17 protein-coding genes are annotated in these 15,808 nt (G+C 70.8%); 11 read left to right on the top strand and 6 right to left on the bottom strand.

What is annotated here, in order from left to right; genetic code table 11:
* Positions 1–16: 16 nt before the first annotated feature.
* Positions 17–1,009, top strand: coding sequence for a cell envelope lipid trafficking protein PgfA (gene pgfA / locus QA861_RS34635; protein WP_334592635.1), 993 nt, complete (start codon positions 17–19; stop codon positions 1,007–1,009).
* Here pgfA and hrpB read toward each other — a convergent pair.
* Together hrpB and QA861_RS34625 are read right to left on the bottom strand one after the other, a co-directional pair.
* Positions 999–3,524 carry an ATP-dependent helicase HrpB gene (gene hrpB / locus QA861_RS34630; RefSeq protein ID WP_334592634.1) on the bottom strand — a complete coding sequence of 842 codons (2,526 nt, stop codon included), beginning with the start codon at positions 3,522–3,524 and terminating at the stop codon, positions 999–1,001. The two genes, pgfA and hrpB, sit on opposite strands and share 11 nt — an antisense overlap.
* Positions 3,525–3,597: 73 nt before the next feature.
* Positions 3,598–4,473, bottom strand: coding sequence for a class I SAM-dependent methyltransferase (locus QA861_RS34625; protein ID WP_334592632.1), 876 nt, complete (start codon positions 4,471–4,473; stop codon positions 3,598–3,600).
* Between the two features lie 321 nt (positions 4,474–4,794).
* Between QA861_RS34625 and rpsA the strand changes: the two genes are divergently transcribed.
* The 4 genes from rpsA (at position 4,795) to QA861_RS34605 (ending at position 8,718) form a co-directional block, all read left to right on the top strand.
* Entirely contained in the window at positions 4,795–6,300 is a 1,506-nt protein-coding gene (rpsA, locus tag QA861_RS34620; RefSeq protein WP_006381002.1) for a 30S ribosomal protein S1, read from the top strand.
* Between the two features lie 343 nt (positions 6,301–6,643).
* A complete protein-coding gene (locus QA861_RS34615; protein WP_334592630.1) occupies positions 6,644–7,582 on the top strand; it encodes a PAC2 family protein in 939 nt (312 codons plus the stop codon).
* 87 nt (positions 7,583–7,669) lie between these two features.
* On the top strand, positions 7,670–8,278 hold the full coding sequence (coaE, locus tag QA861_RS34610) for a dephospho-CoA kinase (protein ID WP_334592629.1): 609 nt from the start codon (positions 7,670–7,672) through the stop codon (positions 8,276–8,278).
* A 50-nt stretch (positions 8,279–8,328) separates the two neighbouring features.
* Positions 8,329–8,718: a tetratricopeptide repeat protein gene (locus QA861_RS34605; protein WP_334592628.1), complete on the top strand. Its 390-nt coding sequence runs from the start codon at positions 8,329–8,331 to the stop codon at positions 8,716–8,718.
* Positions 8,719–8,768: 50 nt separating this feature from the next.
* Here the strand turns inward: QA861_RS34605 and QA861_RS34600 are convergent, their stop codons facing one another.
* Positions 8,769–9,035: a DUF6343 family protein gene (locus QA861_RS34600; protein ID WP_334592627.1), complete on the bottom strand. Its 267-nt coding sequence runs from the start codon at positions 9,033–9,035 to the stop codon at positions 8,769–8,771.
* A gap of 103 nt (positions 9,036–9,138) precedes the next feature.
* On the opposite strand from QA861_RS34600, the gene QA861_RS34595 reads away from it, so the two are divergent.
* The 4 genes from QA861_RS34595 (at position 9,139) to QA861_RS34580 (ending at position 12,148) form a co-directional block, all read left to right on the top strand.
* Positions 9,139–10,101 carry an acyltransferase domain-containing protein gene (locus QA861_RS34595; protein WP_334592626.1) on the top strand — a complete coding sequence of 321 codons (963 nt, stop codon included), beginning with the start codon at positions 9,139–9,141 and terminating at the stop codon, positions 10,099–10,101.
* A 74-nt stretch (positions 10,102–10,175) separates the two neighbouring features.
* Positions 10,176–10,853, top strand: coding sequence for a class I SAM-dependent methyltransferase (locus QA861_RS34590; protein WP_334592624.1), 678 nt, complete (start codon positions 10,176–10,178; stop codon positions 10,851–10,853).
* Positions 10,854–10,900: 47 nt separating this feature from the next.
* Entirely contained in the window at positions 10,901–11,443 is a 543-nt protein-coding gene (locus QA861_RS34585) for an MOSC domain-containing protein (protein ID WP_334592623.1), read from the top strand.
* A 234-nt stretch (positions 11,444–11,677) separates the two neighbouring features.
* Entirely contained in the window at positions 11,678–12,148 is a 471-nt protein-coding gene (locus QA861_RS34580) for a DoxX family protein (RefSeq protein ID WP_334592622.1), read from the top strand.
* Positions 12,149–12,278: 130 nt separating this feature from the next.
* Here QA861_RS34580 and QA861_RS34575 read toward each other — a convergent pair whose 3' ends face one another.
* Positions 12,279–12,791: an RNA-binding S4 domain-containing protein gene (locus tag QA861_RS34575; protein WP_334592621.1), complete on the bottom strand. Its 513-nt coding sequence runs from the start codon at positions 12,789–12,791 to the stop codon at positions 12,279–12,281.
* A gap of 117 nt (positions 12,792–12,908) precedes the next feature.
* On the opposite strand from QA861_RS34575, the gene QA861_RS34570 reads away from it, so the two are divergent.
* Together QA861_RS34570 and pip are read left to right on the top strand one after the other, a co-directional pair.
* Positions 12,909–13,610 carry a uracil-DNA glycosylase gene (locus QA861_RS34570; RefSeq protein WP_334592619.1) on the top strand — a complete coding sequence of 234 codons (702 nt, stop codon included), beginning with the start codon at positions 12,909–12,911 and terminating at the stop codon, positions 13,608–13,610.
* 75 nt (positions 13,611–13,685) lie between these two features.
* Positions 13,686–14,657: a prolyl aminopeptidase gene (gene pip / locus QA861_RS34565; RefSeq protein ID WP_334592618.1), complete on the top strand. Its 972-nt coding sequence runs from the start codon at positions 13,686–13,688 to the stop codon at positions 14,655–14,657.
* A gap of 21 nt (positions 14,658–14,678) precedes the next feature.
* On the opposite strand, the gene QA861_RS34560 is transcribed toward pip, so the two are convergent.
* Both QA861_RS34560 and QA861_RS34555 read right to left on the bottom strand, forming a co-directional pair.
* Positions 14,679–15,098, bottom strand: coding sequence for a (2Fe-2S) ferredoxin domain-containing protein (locus tag QA861_RS34560; protein WP_334592617.1), 420 nt, complete (start codon positions 15,096–15,098; stop codon positions 14,679–14,681).
* Entirely contained in the window at positions 15,095–15,751 is a 657-nt protein-coding gene (locus QA861_RS34555) for a GntR family transcriptional regulator (RefSeq protein ID WP_334592615.1), read from the bottom strand. Before QA861_RS34555 ends, QA861_RS34560 begins: the two co-directional genes overlap by 4 nt.
* Positions 15,752–15,808: the final 57 nt, after the last annotated feature.

Raw genomic sequence — 15,808 nt, 5'->3', positions numbered from 1 at the left:
TGGGAGGGAGGCCGAGATGCGCCGAAAGTCCGGCCTGATCCTGCTCGCCCTCGCCGTGTTCTTCGCGGCGCTGTCCCCGCTGATGCGCTGGTACGCCTTCCCGCGCCTCGCCAAGGTCCCGGCGAACCAGTACACGGACATGGTCCTGGAGGCGAAGGACGCGACCCTTCTCGACTACGACTCGCTACACGCCAAAAAGGTCTCCAAGGTCACCATCGTGCAGACCCTCAAGGGCAACGTCGAGGCCTCGGAGAAGATCGAGAAGACGGCGGGGCGGGACGTGGTCGTCTGGGACGGCCTCTCCTACATCCAGGGGCCCGACGGGAAAATGGTCTCGAAGATCCCCGAGCGCTACATCTTCGACGCGCACACCCAGGAACCCGTGCACGCCACCGGGGAGATGGTCGACGGCGAGCCGGTGAAGCGGGAGGGCATCGAGTTCAAGTGGCCCTTCCTGACGGAGAAACGGGACTACGAGTACTTCGACGCGCAGTCACGGACGACCGCCCCCATCCACTACAAGGGCACGCAGGACTTCCGCGGCGTCTCGGTCTACTACTTCGAGCAGACCATCCCGTGGACGAAGGTTCCCTTTCCCAGGGACCTGCCGATCAAGGGCGTCACCGCGGCGACTGTCGCCGCGACCGGTATGACCCGCTGGTACACCACGGTCCGCAAGTTCTGGGTGGAACCGGTCACCGGGGCGCCCGTCTACGGCGAGGAGATCCACCAGGAGGAACTGCGCGGCGGCTCTCTCCTGGAGGGGCGCGACAAGGTGACGGCCTTCTCCGGACACGTGAAAATGCGCGAGGACTACATCGAGTCGACGGTCGCCCTCGTCAAGTCCCAGCGCGTACTGGTCCTGATGCTGACCTCGTACCTTCCCTGGGGCTTCCTGACCCTGGGCGTGCTCCTGCTGGCCCTCGCCCTCTGGCTGGAGGCCCGAAGCCGCAGGCCCGCCGACCCCGTCCCCACGGAGACCTCGGCCCCCGAGCCGGTCACCGCCTGAGCCGCGCGTTGGTGTGCCGGGTCGGCTCGGCGGTCGCCGGGTCCTCGGGCCACGGATGCTTCGGATACCGGCCGCGCAACTCGGCGCGAACGCCCTTGTAGCCGTCCTTCCAGAACGAGGCGAGATCAGCGGTGACGGCGGCGGGCCGCCCGGCGGGCGACAGCAGATGGACGACGATCGGTACACCGGCCACGGCGGGCGACTCCCGCAGTCCGAACATCTCCTGCAACTTCACGGCGAGCACGGGTCTTTCGGGATCGGAGTAGTCGATCCGGATTCTGGACCCGCTCGGTACCGCCAGCCGCTCGGGCGCCAGCTCCTCAAGGCGCCCGGCCTGCCCCGAGGCCCACGGCAGAAGCCGGTTGAGGGCCTGCCCCGCCTCGATCCGCCCGAGGTCGGCCCGCCGCCGTGCCCGGCTCAGCTCGGGCTCCAACCAGGCGTCCACACGCGCGTGGAGGGCGCTTTCGGATACGTCGGGCCATGGATCACCCAGTCGCAGGTGAAGAAAGGCGAGCCGCTGCCGGAGGGTCTCGGCGTCCGCGGACCACCGCAACAGCCCGAGCCCGTCCCGCCGCAGGCCCTCAAGAAGTGCCTCGCGTACGAGTACGGGGTCGGGCTCTCGCAGGGGGCGCACCGCCAGTTCCACCGCCCCGAGCCGCTCGACCCGCCGGGCGACGACGTCCCCGTCCGCCCAGTGGACCTCCTCGCCCGTGGCGTGCAGGGCGCCGGCCGCCGACCGTGCGGTGTCCTCGTCGACGGTGGCGGCGAGCCGCACGCGCGCGTGCCCGGCCCCGACCGGCCGGTCCGCCACGGCGACCGCGATCCAGGGGGCGCCCCGCAGAGCCGAACCCTCACCGGCCTCGGCACGGGTACCGGACACCATCAGATACGAACCGCCCTGAGCCCTGGCGACCCGCTCGGGAAAGGCGAGCGCGGCGACGAGCCCGACCGCACGGTCGTCCCCGGCAGCCGCGGCGTCGCCGTCGGCGGATTCGTGACGCACGGCGTCCGGCGCCGCCGAGCGCAGCCTGCGGGCCTCCGTCCGCCAGCGGGCCGCGTACGCGTCGTTCCCGCGCCGGGCCGCACGCCAGGCCGCCGCCAGATCGTCGCCGTACTCCCGGGGCGGCTCCTCGCTCAGCAGCGCGACCACCTCGGCGGCCCGGGCCGCGCCCACCACCGGCGCCGCGTCCAGCAAGGCGCGGGCCAGCCGGGGGTGCAGGCCGAGGCGGGACATACGCACACCCCGGTCCGTGGGCCGCCCCGCCGTGTCCACCGCGCCGATCGCCGTCAGCACCGCCCGGGCCGCCGCCATCGCACCGCCCGGCGGCGGATCCAGCAACGCCAGCCCGGAGGCGTCGGGATCACCCCAGCAGGCCGTCTGGAGGGCGAACGCCGTCAGGTCGGCCACCTTGATCTCGGGAGACGGAAAGCGCGTCAGGCGGGCGTCCTCGGCCTCCGCCCAGCAGCGGTACACCGCGCCCGGCGCCTCACGCCCCGCCCGCCCGGCCCGCTGCCGCCCGGCAGCCTGCGAGGCCCGTACCGTCGTCAGCGCGCTCAGCCCGCGCGCGTGGTCCACCCTCGGTTCCCGCGCCAGCCCGGAGTCCACGACCACCCGCACCCCCGGAACCGTCAGCGACGACTCCGCCACGGACGTCGCCAGCACCACCCGGCGGCCCGCCCCGCCCGACAGCACCGCGTCCTGCACCGCCGCCGGTGCCCGCCCGTGCACCTGGAGCACCTCCACGGCGGGCCCGAGGTCCCGCAACTGGTTCGCCACGCGCGCGATCTCCCCGACGCCGGGCAGGAAACACAGGACGTCCCCCGCCCGCTCGGCCAGCGCCCGCCGGACAACCGACGCCACCTGCGTCAGCAACGCCGGGTCGACGCGCATACCGTGCGGGGGCCGTACCGGACGCGTCGGCGGCGCCCACACCACCTCCACCGGATACGACACACCTGCGGCCTCGACCACCGGCGCGCCCCCCAACAGACCCGCCCAGCCCTCGGTGTCGGTCGTCGCCGACGCCGCCACCAGCCGCAGTTCGGGGCGCAGCGCCGCCCGTACGTCGACCAGGAACGCCGCCGTCGTGTCGGCGTCCAGATGCCGTTCGTGGCACTCGTCGAGCACGACGACGTCGACGCCCGGCAACTCCTGGTCCCGCTGCAACCGTTGCAGCAGCACACCGGTCGTGACGACCTCCACGCGCGCGCGTGGCCCGACCACCCGCTCTCCGCGCACGGTGTACCCCACGCTCCCGCCGACCTGCTCGCCCAGCAGCCACGCCATCCGCCGCGCCGCCGCCCGCGCGGCGATCCGCCTCGGCTCCGCGACCACGACCCGCCGCACCGGCTCGCCGGCCTGCAGCAGCCCCGCCAGCGCCAGCGGCACCAGCGTCGTCTTGCCGGTCCCGGGCGGCGCCACGAGGACGGCGGCACCGTGCGCGTCGAGCGCGTCGGTCAGGTCGGGCAGGGCGCCGCGTACGGGCAGGACGTCCAGGGCGTCGTAACGGATCACGCCCCCCAGTGTCGTACGTCCACGGAAAGCGCCCTCCACGTGTGCGTGGAGGGCGCTTTCGATGTCGGTCGTCTCAGTCGCGCTCGCAGACGAAGATCGCCGTTCCGGGGATGAGGTTGCCGCGCAGCGGGGACCAGCCGCCCCACTCGGAGGTGTTCCAGGCCGGCCACTCCGGCTCGACCAGGTCGATCAGGCGGAAACCGCCCGCGACGACGTCCCGGACGCGGTCGCCGATCGTCCTGTGGTGCTCGACGTACACCGCGTCGCCGTCGTCGTCCTGCTCGACGTACGGCGTGCGGTCGAAGTACGAACCCGAGACGGACAGGCCCTCGGGGCCGGGCTCGTCGGGGAACGCCCAGCGGACCGGGTGCGTCACCGAGAAGACGAAACGCCCGCCCGGGCGCAGCACCCGGCGGACGTCGCGCAGCACCAGCACCGGATCGGCGACGAAGGGCATGGCCCCGTAGGCCGAGCACACCAGGTCGAAGGAGCCGTCCGCGAAGGGCAGGGCGCCCGCGTCGGCCTCCACCAGAGGGACGTTGCCCCCGATCCGCAGGGCGTGCTGGAGCTGACGGTGGGAGAGGTCCAGGGCCACCGGGCGGGCACCCTGGGCGGCCAGCCAGCGTGAGCACTGGGCCGCGCCGGCGCCGATCTCCAGAATGTCCTTGCCCTTGAGGTCCTCGACCGGGCCGAGGAGTTCGGCCTCCACCTCGTCCAGGCCCTCGGGGCACCAGACGAAACGGTCGTCGCCGAGGAAGGTGCCGTGCTCGTTCTGGTAGTCGTCCGCGTTCCGGTCCCACCAGCCCCGGTTGGCCCGGGAGCTCTCGGTGACTCCGGCGGACCGCCGGGTGGCCTCCGGCTCAAACAACTCGGGCTCTTGGATGATCGGCTCCCTCGTATTAGTGTGCGGGCTCTTCCGCCCGACCTGTCCCCTGAGGTCGTCACCCATGGGGCGTCATCACGCCCTCGTGGCCTCCTGAGACACCTCTTGTGCCGGGTATGCGGTGATCCGCCCCGGGTGTGCGCCTTCGCGCATTGACCCTGCCCGGCTGCCCCCGTATGCTACAAGTTGCGCTGCGGGCCTGCGCACCTCAGACGTAGCAGGTTGCGCTCGCATCTGTATGTATGTCCCCTCGGTTGTCGAGGCGCCACCGGATCTTCGGGTCCTGGTGTGGCGCTTCCTTGGCTGTCCGGCCTTCTGCAGAGCGAAACGGGCTCCCGGCGTAAGCAGTACCTACGACTCTCTGTCCGTACCGGAGCCCTTTCCCACATGACGAGCAGCACCGAGATCACCGCCACCACTCCGCAGGTTGCGGTCAACGACATCGGTGACGAGGAAGCATTCCTCGCCGCTATCGACGAGACGATCAAGTACTTCAACGATGGCGACATCGTCGACGGCGTCATCGTCAAGGTTGACCGGGACGAGGTTCTCCTCGACATCGGTTACAAGACCGAAGGTGTCATCCCGAGCCGTGAGCTCTCGATCAAGCACGACGTCGACCCGAACGAGGTCGTCAAGGTCGGCGACGAGATCGAAGCCCTTGTTCTCCAGAAGGAGGACAAAGAAGGCCGCCTGATCCTCTCGAAGAAGCGCGCCCAGTACGAGCGCGCCTGGGGCACCATCGAGAAGATCAAGGAAGAGGACGGCATCGTCACCGGTACCGTCATCGAGGTCGTCAAGGGTGGTCTCATCCTCGACATCGGCCTCCGTGGCTTCCTGCCGGCCTCCCTCGTCGAGATGCGTCGAGTCCGCGACCTCCAGCCCTACGTGGGCAAGGAGCTCGAGGCGAAGATCATCGAGCTGGACAAGAACCGCAACAACGTGGTCCTGTCCCGCCGCGCCTGGCTCGAGCAGACCCAGTCCGAGGTGCGCCAGACGTTCCTCACGACCCTGCAGAAGGGTCAGGTCCGCTCCGGCGTCGTCTCCTCGATCGTCAACTTCGGTGCCTTCGTGGACCTGGGTGGCGTCGACGGTCTCGTGCACGTCTCCGAGCTCTCCTGGAAGCACATCGACCACCCCTCCGAGGTTGTCGAGGTCGGCCAGGAAGTCACCGTCGAGGTCCTCGACGTCGACATGGACCGCGAGCGTGTCTCCCTGTCGCTGAAGGCGACGCAGGAAGACCCGTGGCAGCAGTTCGCCCGGACGCACCAGATCGGTCAGGTCGTCCCCGGTAAGGTCACGAAGCTCGTTCCGTTCGGTGCGTTCGTCCGCGTGGACGAGGGCATCGAGGGTCTGGTCCACATCTCCGAGCTGGCCGAGCGCCACGTGGAGATCCCGGAGCAGGTCGTCCAGGTCAACGACGAGATCTTCGTCAAGGTCATCGACATCGACCTTGAGCGTCGCCGGATCTCGCTGTCCCTGAAGCAGGCCAACGAGTCCTTCGGTTCCGACCCGGCCTCGGTCGAGTTCGACCCGACGCTGTACGGCATGGCCGCGTCGTACGACGACCAGGGCAACTACATCTACCCCGAGGGCTTCGACCCCGAGACCAACGACTGGCTCGAGGGCTTCGAATCCCAGCGTGAGGTGTGGGAGAACCAGTACGCCGAGGCGCAGCAGCGCTTCGAGCAGCACCAGGCTCAGGTCATCAAGTCCCGCGAGGCCGACGCTCAGGCGGAGGCCGAGGGCACCAGCACCACGGGTGCGGCTCCGGCCGCCTCCGGCGGTGGCGGCGGCTCGTACTCCTCGGAGTCGGACGACACGTCCGGTGCCCTGGCGTCGGACGAGGCCCTTGCGGCGCTCCGCGAGAAGCTGGCCGGTGGCCAGAGCTGATCGCTGCCGCTGAGGCATAGCAGCTGGTAGAAAGTCGAGGGGCCCGCACCCACAAGGTGCGGGCCCCTCGGTGTTGTGCGCTGCCGGCCGCAACTGGCCGAACGTAACCGGCCCTTGGGGGGCTTGCCCGACAACGAGTGCGCCGGGCAAGGGCACTTCAGTGGTGACCGGCTCAGGCACACCGACGCCCGGCCCTAACAGCGCTCCCCGCGCGCGTGGTGTCCGTCCGGCGGTCATGCGCGAGTCCCAGGCGGGTAAGTCGTACCTGTGAGCGGATGTCGGGCGGGAATGCCCGCGCTCCGTTTCACGTTGTGCAGTACGAACACGAGGAGGAGCGGTCACAGTGCTTGATCCGCAGGGTTTGTACGCATGGGAGCCGAAAGGCCTGGCCGTCGTCGACATGGCGCTGGCGCAGGAGTCGGCCGGTCTTGTCATGCTCTACCACTTCGATGGGTACATCGACGCGGGCGAGACCGGCGACCAGATCGTCGACCGGCTGCTCGACACGCTGCCCCACCAAGTGGTGGCCCGCTTCGATCACGACCGGCTCGTGGACTACCGCGCGCGCCGCCCGCTGCTGACGTTCAAGCGTGACCGGTGGACCGACTACGAAGTCCCCACGCTCGACGTGCGGCTCGTCCAGGACGCCACCGGGGCGCCCTTCCTGCTGCTGTCCGGACCCGAACCGGACGTCGAGTGGGAACGCTTCGCCGTGGCCGTCCAGCAGATCATCGAGCGCCTCGGTGTCCGCCTCGCCGTGAACTTCCACGGCATCCCCATGGGCGTCCCGCACACGCGCCCCGTGGGCCTCACCCCGCACGGCAACCGCAACGAACTGGTGCCGGGCCACCGCAGCCCCTTCGAGGAGGCGCAGGTTCCCGGCAGCGCCGAGTCGCTCGTCGAGTACCGCCTCATGGAGGCCGGCCACGACGTCCTGGGTGTCGCCGCGCACGTCCCGCACTACATCGCCCGCTCCCCGTACCCGGACGCCGCCCTGACCGTCCTGGAGGCCATCACGGCCGCCACCGGTCTGGTCCTGCCCGGCATCGCGCACGCGCTGCGCACGGACGCCCACCGCACCCAGACGGAGATCGACCGTCAGATCCAGGAGGGTGACGAGGACCTCGTCGCCCTCGTTCAGGGTCTTGAACACCAGTACGACGCGGCTGCGGGCGCCGAGAGCCGGGGCAACATGCTCGCGGAGCCCGTCGACATCCCGTCCGCCGACGAGATCGGCCTGGAGTTCGAGCGGTTCCTCGCGGAGCGGGAGGGTGAGGGCTGAGCCGCCGACGGCCGACCAGCCAGGGGGCGAGCCCGCACGGGCGCCCTGTCGCATCCGCTGTCAGTGCCAGGCCCTAAGCTGCCGGTCATGCTGACAGTGGGCCTGACCGGCGGCATCGGGGCCGGCAAGAGCGAGGTGTCGCGGCTCCTCGTCGCGCGCGGCGCCGTCCTGATCGACGCGGACCGCATCGCGCGCGAGGTCGTCGCGCCGGGGACCGAGGGCCTCGCTGCGGTCGTCGACGCCTTCGGTACGGAGGTGCTCGCCGAGGACGGCGGCCTCGACCGGCCCAGGCTGGGCTCGATCGTCTTCGCCGACCCGGAGAAGCTCGCCGTGCTCAACTCGATCGTGCACCCCTTGGTGGGCGCCCGTTCGCGTGCTCTCGAAGCCGCCGCCGAGAACGATGCCGTCGTGATCCATGACGTGCCGCTGCTTGCGGAAAACGGCCTCAAGTCGCTGTACGACCTGGTGATCGTCGTCGACGCCAGCCCCGAAACCCAGCTCGACCGGCTGGTCCGGCTGCGCGGCATGACGGAACACGACGCACGCGCGCGCATGGCCGCCCAGGCCACCCGCGAGCAGCGCCTGGAGATCGCGGACGTCGTCATCGACAACGACGTACCGCTGCGCGACCTGGAACAGCGTGTAACGGACGTATGGGCGGAACTCGTGCGCAGGACGCGCGCCTCGCGGGAATAGCGTTGCCGCGTCCTGGCGTTGAACCGCCGTAGTGAGGGAAGGACTCAGCCGTGCCCGAGACCAGCGGATGGACCGGACGTACTCCGGAGACGCATGTCATCGACTTCCGCGCGGCCGAGCGACTGCTCGAAGCCCGCGATCCCCGTGGCGCGGTGAAACTGCTCGACTCCGTGATCGCCGCGCACCCCGAGAACACGGCCGCCCGGCTGCTGCGCGCGCGTGCCTTCTTCGCCGCCGCCCAACTGCGCCCCGCCGAGCTCGAGTTCACGATCGTCCTGGAGCGCGAGCCGGACAACGCGTTCGCGCACTACGCGCTCGCCCGCACCTACGAGCGCCAGCGCCGCCCCGACCAGGCCAAGCGCCACTTCCGGCTGGCGGCGGCACTCGACCCGAACCCGCGCTTTCTGGAAGCGGCGCGCTTCGACGACTCGCCGTCCTGAGCCCTCGGCGGTGGACGGTTCGACTTCGGTCAGCGCACACGCGCGCGGGGTCATCGGCCGTGCTGTTCAGGGGGCCGGTACGGCGGGATGTCGGGGCCGGGCTGGTAGTGCGGGCCCTGTCGGATGTGCCGCAGGATCATGGTCATGTCGACCGTGACGACCAGCCACAGCACACCGCAGGCAGCCGCCCACCCGGGACGCCCGGCGAGCGCGAACGCGGCCGTTCCCGCGATCGCCCAGACCAGCCCCCACACGCTCAGCCACAGCCGCGCCCGCAGAGCACTGCGCGCTGTCATGGGCTCACTGCCTGTACGCATCAGGACCACTACTCCTCTCTGCAACGTACTCTTCGCGCCGGACGTTGACCAAGGGCCGTAGGCCGGGCCGCCGGCCTACAAGACGACGAGGGAGAACCACACCGTGCTGCCGGACGCCGACGACCTCCCCGAGATCCTGCTCGACCTGGCCGTACCCCATGAGGACATCAACGAACTGGTCGCACTGCGGAGCCTGTTGACCCGTGACCCCGCCGCGATGCGACTCCTGGAGGAATGCGTCGAGGGGCTGGTCCGGAACATGGGCGAGGTCGGCGGGGCGGCGCCCTGGCCCGACGGCCGGATCGCGGAGCTGTTCACCGGCCGAGCGGAGGGGCGGGTGGACGGACGGGTGGACGGGGCGTCGGCCGCGCTGGGCCGGTACTTCGCCGTGTACGTGTACGTCGCGGCGCTTTCCCGCGTACGCGCCCATCACCATGCCCTGGGGGTCCCGTCCGAGGTGTCCCGCCGTACGCTCGCCGACGTCGGGCGGAACATGGCGGCGCACCGCAGAAGGCACGGCCGGGGCGGTGCCCAGGCCCCATGGTGGCTCCGCCTGCATTTTCACGGGGAGCTGTTCCAGCTGGGGCGGCTGCAGTTCCAGCGGGCACGCGTGGGAGAGCGGGCGGCGGGGCTGCTCGCCGCCACCGGCCTGGCACTGGACGCCGACGCCATGTGCCTCAGCGTGCACATCCCCGACTTCCACGGACCGCTGTCCGCGGCCGCCTGCGACCGGTCCCTGGATCTTGCCCTCGACTTCTTCGCGCGGCATTTTCCGGGGGAGCGGTACACGGTCGGGGTCTGTCACTCCTGGCTGCTGGATCCGCAGCTGAAGCGGTATCTGGGTGCGGACTCCAACATCGTGCGGTTCCAGGAACGCTTCCGGATCGCGCCGGAGGCGGGAGAGCCGGCCGACACCGAACCGGTCCAGTTCGTGTTCGGGGACCCGGACCTTCCGGTCGCCGAGCTGCCCCGGCGGACCACGGTGGAACGGGCCGTCGGGGACCATCTGCGGGCGGGCGGCCACTGGTACATCGGGCACGGATGGTTCCCGCTCCCGCCGGTTTGACTCGAACGGGTGAACAGACGCAGGGCCGGAACGCCCGTGCGGCCGCGGGCCGTTGTACGGGCATGCGACTGGAAATGCGTGAAGGACATGAGGGCACGGGACCCGGTGCTATCACCCCGGACGGCTGCGCGGTCGAGCTCTACTCGCGGCTGCCGATCGGGGACGAGCCCGACATCATCGCCGCGTCGGCGCCGGGAGGCGCGCACATTCTGGAGCTGGGCAGTGGCGTGGGACGTATGACCCATCCGCTCTTGGAGCGCGGATTCACGGTCACGGCGGTCGACGAGTCGGCCGAGATGCTGGAGCGCGTCCGGGGAGCGCGCACGATATGCGGCCCGATCGAGGATCTCGATCTGGGAGAGAAGTTCGACGTGGTGATGCTCGCGTCTTTCCTCGTGCACGCCGGGGATCCCGAGGTGCGGCGGGGGCTGCTGCGCACCTGTGCCCGGCATCTGGCGGAGGGCGGGCAGGTGCTGATCCAGCGGGAGGGCGCGGACTACCACACGAACCTGCCCCGCGAGCGGGTCGGCCCTAGTGGTTCCACGATACGGCTGGTGTCGTCGGAGCCGGTCGGGGACGGCGTCAACTCGGTGCGCGCGGAGTACGAGTTCCCGGACGCGGTGTGGACCCAGACCTTCCTGGCCCGGCCGTTGACACCGGAGCAGTTCGAGGAGGCTCTGGGGGAGGCGGGGCTGAGGGTCGACCGGTATCTGACGGAGGACGGGGTCTGGGTGAGGGCGGTCAGTGGGTAGGGGAAGGGTGTAACGCACCGGGAGACATGAGGCAGGGGGTTCTGGGGATGAGCGGCACAGTGGTGGCGGTCAGCAGCAACGGCGGGTATTCGTTCAGCAAGCCGAACAGGGACAGCGTCAGACTGCTGGCGGGGCTCGGCGTGGAGGGTGACGTGCACGCCGGGACGACCGTGAAGCATCGATCGCGGATGGCGAAGGACCCCACGCTGCCGAATCTGCGCCAGGTCCATCTCATCCACGAGGAGCTCTTCACCGAGGTCGGTGAGGAAGGGTTCGAGGTGGCTCCCGGCCAACTCGGCGAGAACATCACCACCCGGGGGGTCGATCTGCTCGCGCTTCCGGTCGGCACCCTGCTGCACATCGGCGACGACGTGGTGCTGACGGTGACCGGCCTGCGCAACCCCTGTCCGCAGATCGACCACTTCGAGGGCGGGCTGCTGAAACGGATGGTCGGACGGGACGCCGCCGGGAACGTCGTCCGCAAGGCCGGAATCATGAGCATCGTGACGGAAGGAGGCGAGGTGTGTCCCGGGGACACGGTCAAGGTCGAGCTTCCCGACGGGCCGCACCAGGCTCTTGGTCCGGTCTGAGAAGTCCCGCCGGGTGCCGATGAGTTCTGGGCCGGCGGATGGTCTACCTCTGTGACAGCAACGCGAACGAACCGCTTCACACAGGAGACCTCCATGTCCGAGACCACCGCTCCCGTCACGTCCCTCACCGCCGACGCGTCCACCACACAGGTCGCTTCCGCTGAGTTCTGGGCCGGCGGATGGTCTACCTCTGTGACAGCAACGCGAACGAACCGCTTCACACAGGAGACCTCCATGTCCGAGACCACCGCTCCCGTCACGTCCCTCACCGCCGACGCGTCCACCACACAGGTCGCTTCCGCCAAGTCCGTGTCCGCTCGTGGGCGGCGCGCCAGGATCGCGCTGCGGGCGCTTCAGGTGGTGCTGGCGCTGTTCTACGGGTTCGCGAGCGCGCTGCCCAAGCTGATCGCGCACCCGTCGGCCGTCGAGTCCTTCGACAAGATGGGCTGGGGCAGCGCGGGGATGTACACCATCGGACTGCTCGAACTGGCCGGAGGGGTCGCGCTGTTGATTCCGGTGCTGCAGTCGGTGGCCGCGGTGGCACTGAGCGCGCTGATGGTGGGCGCGTTCGTCGTGCAGGTGACTGTCTTCGACGGGCAGTACGCGGCGACGCCCCTGATCCTCATCGTGCCGCTCACCCTCATCGCCTGGGCCCGCCGAGGACACAACGCTGACCTGCTGCGGCTGCTGCGGCGACGGGCGTGAGGTGCCGGCGTACGGCTGGGGTGGCGTTCGGCGGGTCATGGGGACCCTGCCGGACGCCGCTGCCGCGTCCCCGGGGCCGTGCGAGGTCGCACCCCCGAGGGCTTTGTGCGGAGACGGAACCTTGCGGCCGCTACGAGTCGTCGTCGGGTCCGGTGATGCCTCGGAGGCGTTCCATCTCGCGGCGGTCACGCTTCGTCGGGCGGCCCGTGCCGCGGTCGCGGATGCCGGCCGGGGCGACCGCCTCGCGGGGCGGCGGCGGAGGGCTGTTGTCGACGTAGCACTCGACGGCCACCGGGGCTCCGACCCGCTTGCGGATCAGACGTTTCACCACGACGATCCGCTCGTGACCGGCGTGGCGGTAGCGAACCTCGTCGCCGACACGCACGGCGTACGCGGGCTTCACACGCTCGCCGTTGACGCGTACGTGGCCGCCTCGGCAGGCGCTCGCGCCCATGGAACGGGTCTTGACGAGACGCACGGACCAGATCCAGCTGTCGATACGGACGCTCTCACCGCTCGCCGGACGGGCGGCGTCGGCCGCGGCCACCGCAGGGGAGGCCGGCGCGGAGCCTGCCACGGTGCCGTCCTCGGTGTGCGCGCTGCCTTCGGTGTCCGCGTCCTCGGGAGCCCTGCCAGATGCCATGCCCTCGACCTTAGTACTCCGGATTACTGCTCCGGGCCGGACGGCCCGGACGGGTTTTCTGGTCCCTGGTGGCGACCATGGTCCGACGCTCCTGCCCGGCCGCTCTACCGTGGACGTATGGACACCAGTCTCTCGGGGCTCGACGAGCGGATCGCAGGGTGCCGGACCTGCCCTCGGCTGGTTGCCTGGCGGGAGGAGGTCGCCCGTACCAAGCGGGCCGGCTTCGCGGACTGGGACTACTGGGAGCGGCCGGTGCCGGGGTTCGGGCCGGCGGACGCCCGGCTGCTGATCGTCGGGCTGGCGCCCGCCGCCCACGGCGGGAACCGCACCGGCCGGATGTTCACCGGGGACCGCTCCGGAGATGTGCTGTACGCGGCGCTGCACGACGTCGGGCTCGCCTCGCAGGCCGGCTCGGTGAGCGTCGACGACGGGCTCGAACTGTACGGCGTACGCATCACCTCGCCCGTGCACTGCGCCCCGCCCGCCAACAAGCCGACGCCCGAGGAGCGGGACGCGTGCCGGCCGTGGCTGGTGAGCGAACTGGAGCTGCTGCGGCCGACCCTGCGGGCCGTCGTGGTCCTCGGGGCGTTCGGCTGGCAGGCGGCCCTGCCCGCCCTCGACGCGGCCGGCTGGAGCGTGCCTCGTCCGCGCCCCGCCTTCGGACACGGGGCGCGGGTCACGCTCGGCGACGGGCTGCGCCTCTTCGGCTGCTTCCACGTCAGCCAGCGCAACACCTTCACCGGCCGCCTCACCCCCGCGATGCTCCGGGATGTGCTGCGGGACGCGGCGAGCGCGGCCGGCCTCCCGCATGAGCGGTGAGCGCGCCGGCGCCAGGACCGGCGCCCGCTCGAAATTCGCGCGACCGAACCGGCGTACGCGCGTTACGTTGCCCTGATGGGCCTGTATCCGGAGATCGAACCGTACGACCACGGCATGCTCGACGTCGGGGACGGCAACCACGTCTACTGGGAGGTCTGCGGCAACCCGCGAGGCAAACCGGCGGTGTTCCTGCACGGTGGGCCTGGGTCCGGGGCGAGCGCGTTCTCCCGGCGGTACTTCGATCCGGCCGCGTATCGGATCGTGCTGCTCGATCAGCGTGGCGCCGGGCGTTCGACACCGCACGCGAGCGCGTACGACACCGATATGAGCGTCAATACGACGGGCCACATCATCGCCGATCTGGAGCTGCTGCGGCGGCACTTGGGGATCGAGCGGTGGCTGGTGTGGGGGGTGTCGTGGGGATCGGTGCTCGGGCTGCGGTACGCGCAGACGCATCCGGAGGTCGTGTCCGAGCTGGTGCTCACCGCCGTCGCCACCGGCTCCGACGCCGAAGTGGCCCTGCTGACCAGGGGACTTGGGCAACTGTTCCCCGAGGGGTTCGAGAAGTTCCGCGCCGGGGTGCCCGAGGATGAGCGGGACGGGAACCTGGCCGCCGCGTACAACCGGCTGCTGGAGTCGCCCGACCCCGAGGTGCGCGAGCGCGCCGCGCGGGCGTGGACCGACTGGGAGACGGCCATGGTCCCGGCGCCGCCCCGTTCCGTACCGCGATACGAGGATTCGGTGTTCCGTATGGGCTTCGCCCGGACCGTCACCCACTACTGGGGCGCCGACCACTTCCTGGGCGAGGGCAACGAGGGCGCGCACGGCGTCGTACTGCGCGACGCCCACCTGCTGAAGAACATCCCCGGCACCCTCGTCCAGGGCAGCCTCGACCCCGGGAACCTGCTGGGCACGGTGTGGCGGCTCCATCACGCCTGGCCCGGCAGTGAGTTGATCGTCGTCGACGAGGTGGGCCACAACGCGGGGGCGCCCGGCATGGTGGACGAGCTGGTGGCGTCCACGGACCGGTACGCCGCCCGCGGTTGAGCCGTGGGGGTCTGCTGTCGGCTAGCGACTACGTCGGGTGCGGTCCCGGGTGCGCTCGCCCGAGGACTGGACGAACTGTAGTTCCAGCGAGGGTGGGGGAGGGGCGACTCCCGGGCCGCCCGCCTCCGCCCAGCGGAGTATCTCGTCGGTGCAGTCGTCGCCCATCGACCAGCCGATCCACACGGCTTTCCCGCCACGCCTGCGGCCCTCGCCGGACGGCTGTACGACGATGACGTTCGCCTGGTCGCAGGGGCCGAGGCAGTCCGTCGTACGGACCGCGAGGCGTCCGGCGGAGGCCGTGGCCGCCGCGCGCAGCCGGTCCAGCTGCCAGTCATGGTCGTAGCCGGGGTACTTGCGCGGGTCGCCGCAGCAGCAGCCACGGCAGACGACCAGTGTGCAGGGGCGGGTGCGGGCGGCGCCGATCACCGTACGGGCGCTCACAGGTCGCCTTCCGTTCCGAAGAGGTGCCGTACCGTCGAGCGGTGGTTGGCCTGGACGTGGGTCAGGGCGTGGGCGCGGGCCCGCGCCGGGTCGCCGGACGCGATCGCGTCGTACAACTCGCGGTGTTCGGTGAGCAGATGGGGCCACTCCTCGTTGCGGCGGGTGAGCCAGCGCAGTCGGCCGTCGACCGGTTCCATGACCGAGATCAGCAGGCTGTTGCCGGCCGTGGCCAGGATGCGGTCGTGGAAGCGGGTGTTGACGTCGGTGATGGTCTCGGCGTCGTCCGCCGCAGTCGCCGCGGCGGCCCGGTCGAGGAGTTCCGCCAGTTCCGCCAGGTCCGCCGAGGTCGCGCGGGTCGCGGCGAGGCCGGACGCGTAGACCTCCAACGCCTCGCGCAGTTCGAAGAGTTCGGCCACGTCGGTCCGGGTGAGACGGCGTACGACCGACCGCCGCGGGGTCTCGAAGAGGACGAAGCCCTCGGCGACCAGGGCCCGGATCGCCTCGCGGACGGGGACCCGGGAGACCCCGAAACGCTCGGCCAGCTCGCGCTCGACGAGCCGGTCCCCGGGTCCGAGCCCGCCCGCGATGATCTCCTCCCGCAGGGCGGCCAGGACCCGCTCGCGCACCGCTCCGAGCGGTTCGATCTTCGTCATGGCCCCATCTTCGCCGACCCGGGGGTGATTTACGGAGCCGTAACAGAGCGGATATCG

The organism is Streptomyces sp. B21-083 (assembly GCF_036898825.1).
Taxonomy (GTDB): domain Bacteria; phylum Actinomycetota; class Actinomycetes; order Streptomycetales; family Streptomycetaceae; genus Streptomyces.
This window is presented reverse-complemented; position numbering and strand designations above follow the sequence as displayed.

What these genes read in the sequence shown, in the direction of transcription:
- pgfA (WP_334592635.1), top strand. Translation starts at nt 17, where the DNA reads ATGCGCCGAAAGTCCGGCCTGATCCTGCTCGCCCTCGCCGTGTTCTTC.
- QA861_RS34625 (WP_334592632.1), bottom strand. Translation starts at nt 4,473, where the DNA reads ATGGGTGACGACCTCAGGGGACAGGTCGGGCGGAAGAGCCCGCACACT.
- rpsA (WP_006381002.1), top strand. Translation starts at nt 4,795, where the DNA reads ATGACGAGCAGCACCGAGATCACCGCCACCACTCCGCAGGTTGCGGTC.
- coaE (WP_334592629.1), top strand. Translation starts at nt 7,670, where the DNA reads ATGCTGACAGTGGGCCTGACCGGCGGCATCGGGGCCGGCAAGAGCGAG.
- QA861_RS34600 (WP_334592627.1), bottom strand. Translation starts at nt 9,035, where the DNA reads ATGCGTACAGGCAGTGAGCCCATGACAGCGCGCAGTGCTCTGCGGGCG.
- QA861_RS34590 (WP_334592624.1), top strand. Translation starts at nt 10,176, where the DNA reads ATGCGTGAAGGACATGAGGGCACGGGACCCGGTGCTATCACCCCGGAC.
- QA861_RS34585 (WP_334592623.1), top strand. Translation starts at nt 10,901, where the DNA reads ATGAGCGGCACAGTGGTGGCGGTCAGCAGCAACGGCGGGTATTCGTTC.
- QA861_RS34580 (WP_334592622.1), top strand. Translation starts at nt 11,678, where the DNA reads ATGTCCGAGACCACCGCTCCCGTCACGTCCCTCACCGCCGACGCGTCC.
- QA861_RS34575 (WP_334592621.1), bottom strand. Translation starts at nt 12,791, where the DNA reads ATGGCATCTGGCAGGGCTCCCGAGGACGCGGACACCGAAGGCAGCGCG.
- QA861_RS34570 (WP_334592619.1), top strand. Translation starts at nt 12,909, where the DNA reads ATGGACACCAGTCTCTCGGGGCTCGACGAGCGGATCGCAGGGTGCCGG.
- pip (WP_334592618.1), top strand. Translation starts at nt 13,686, where the DNA reads ATGGGCCTGTATCCGGAGATCGAACCGTACGACCACGGCATGCTCGAC.
- QA861_RS34555 (WP_334592615.1), bottom strand. Translation starts at nt 15,751, where the DNA reads ATGACGAAGATCGAACCGCTCGGAGCGGTGCGCGAGCGGGTCCTGGCC.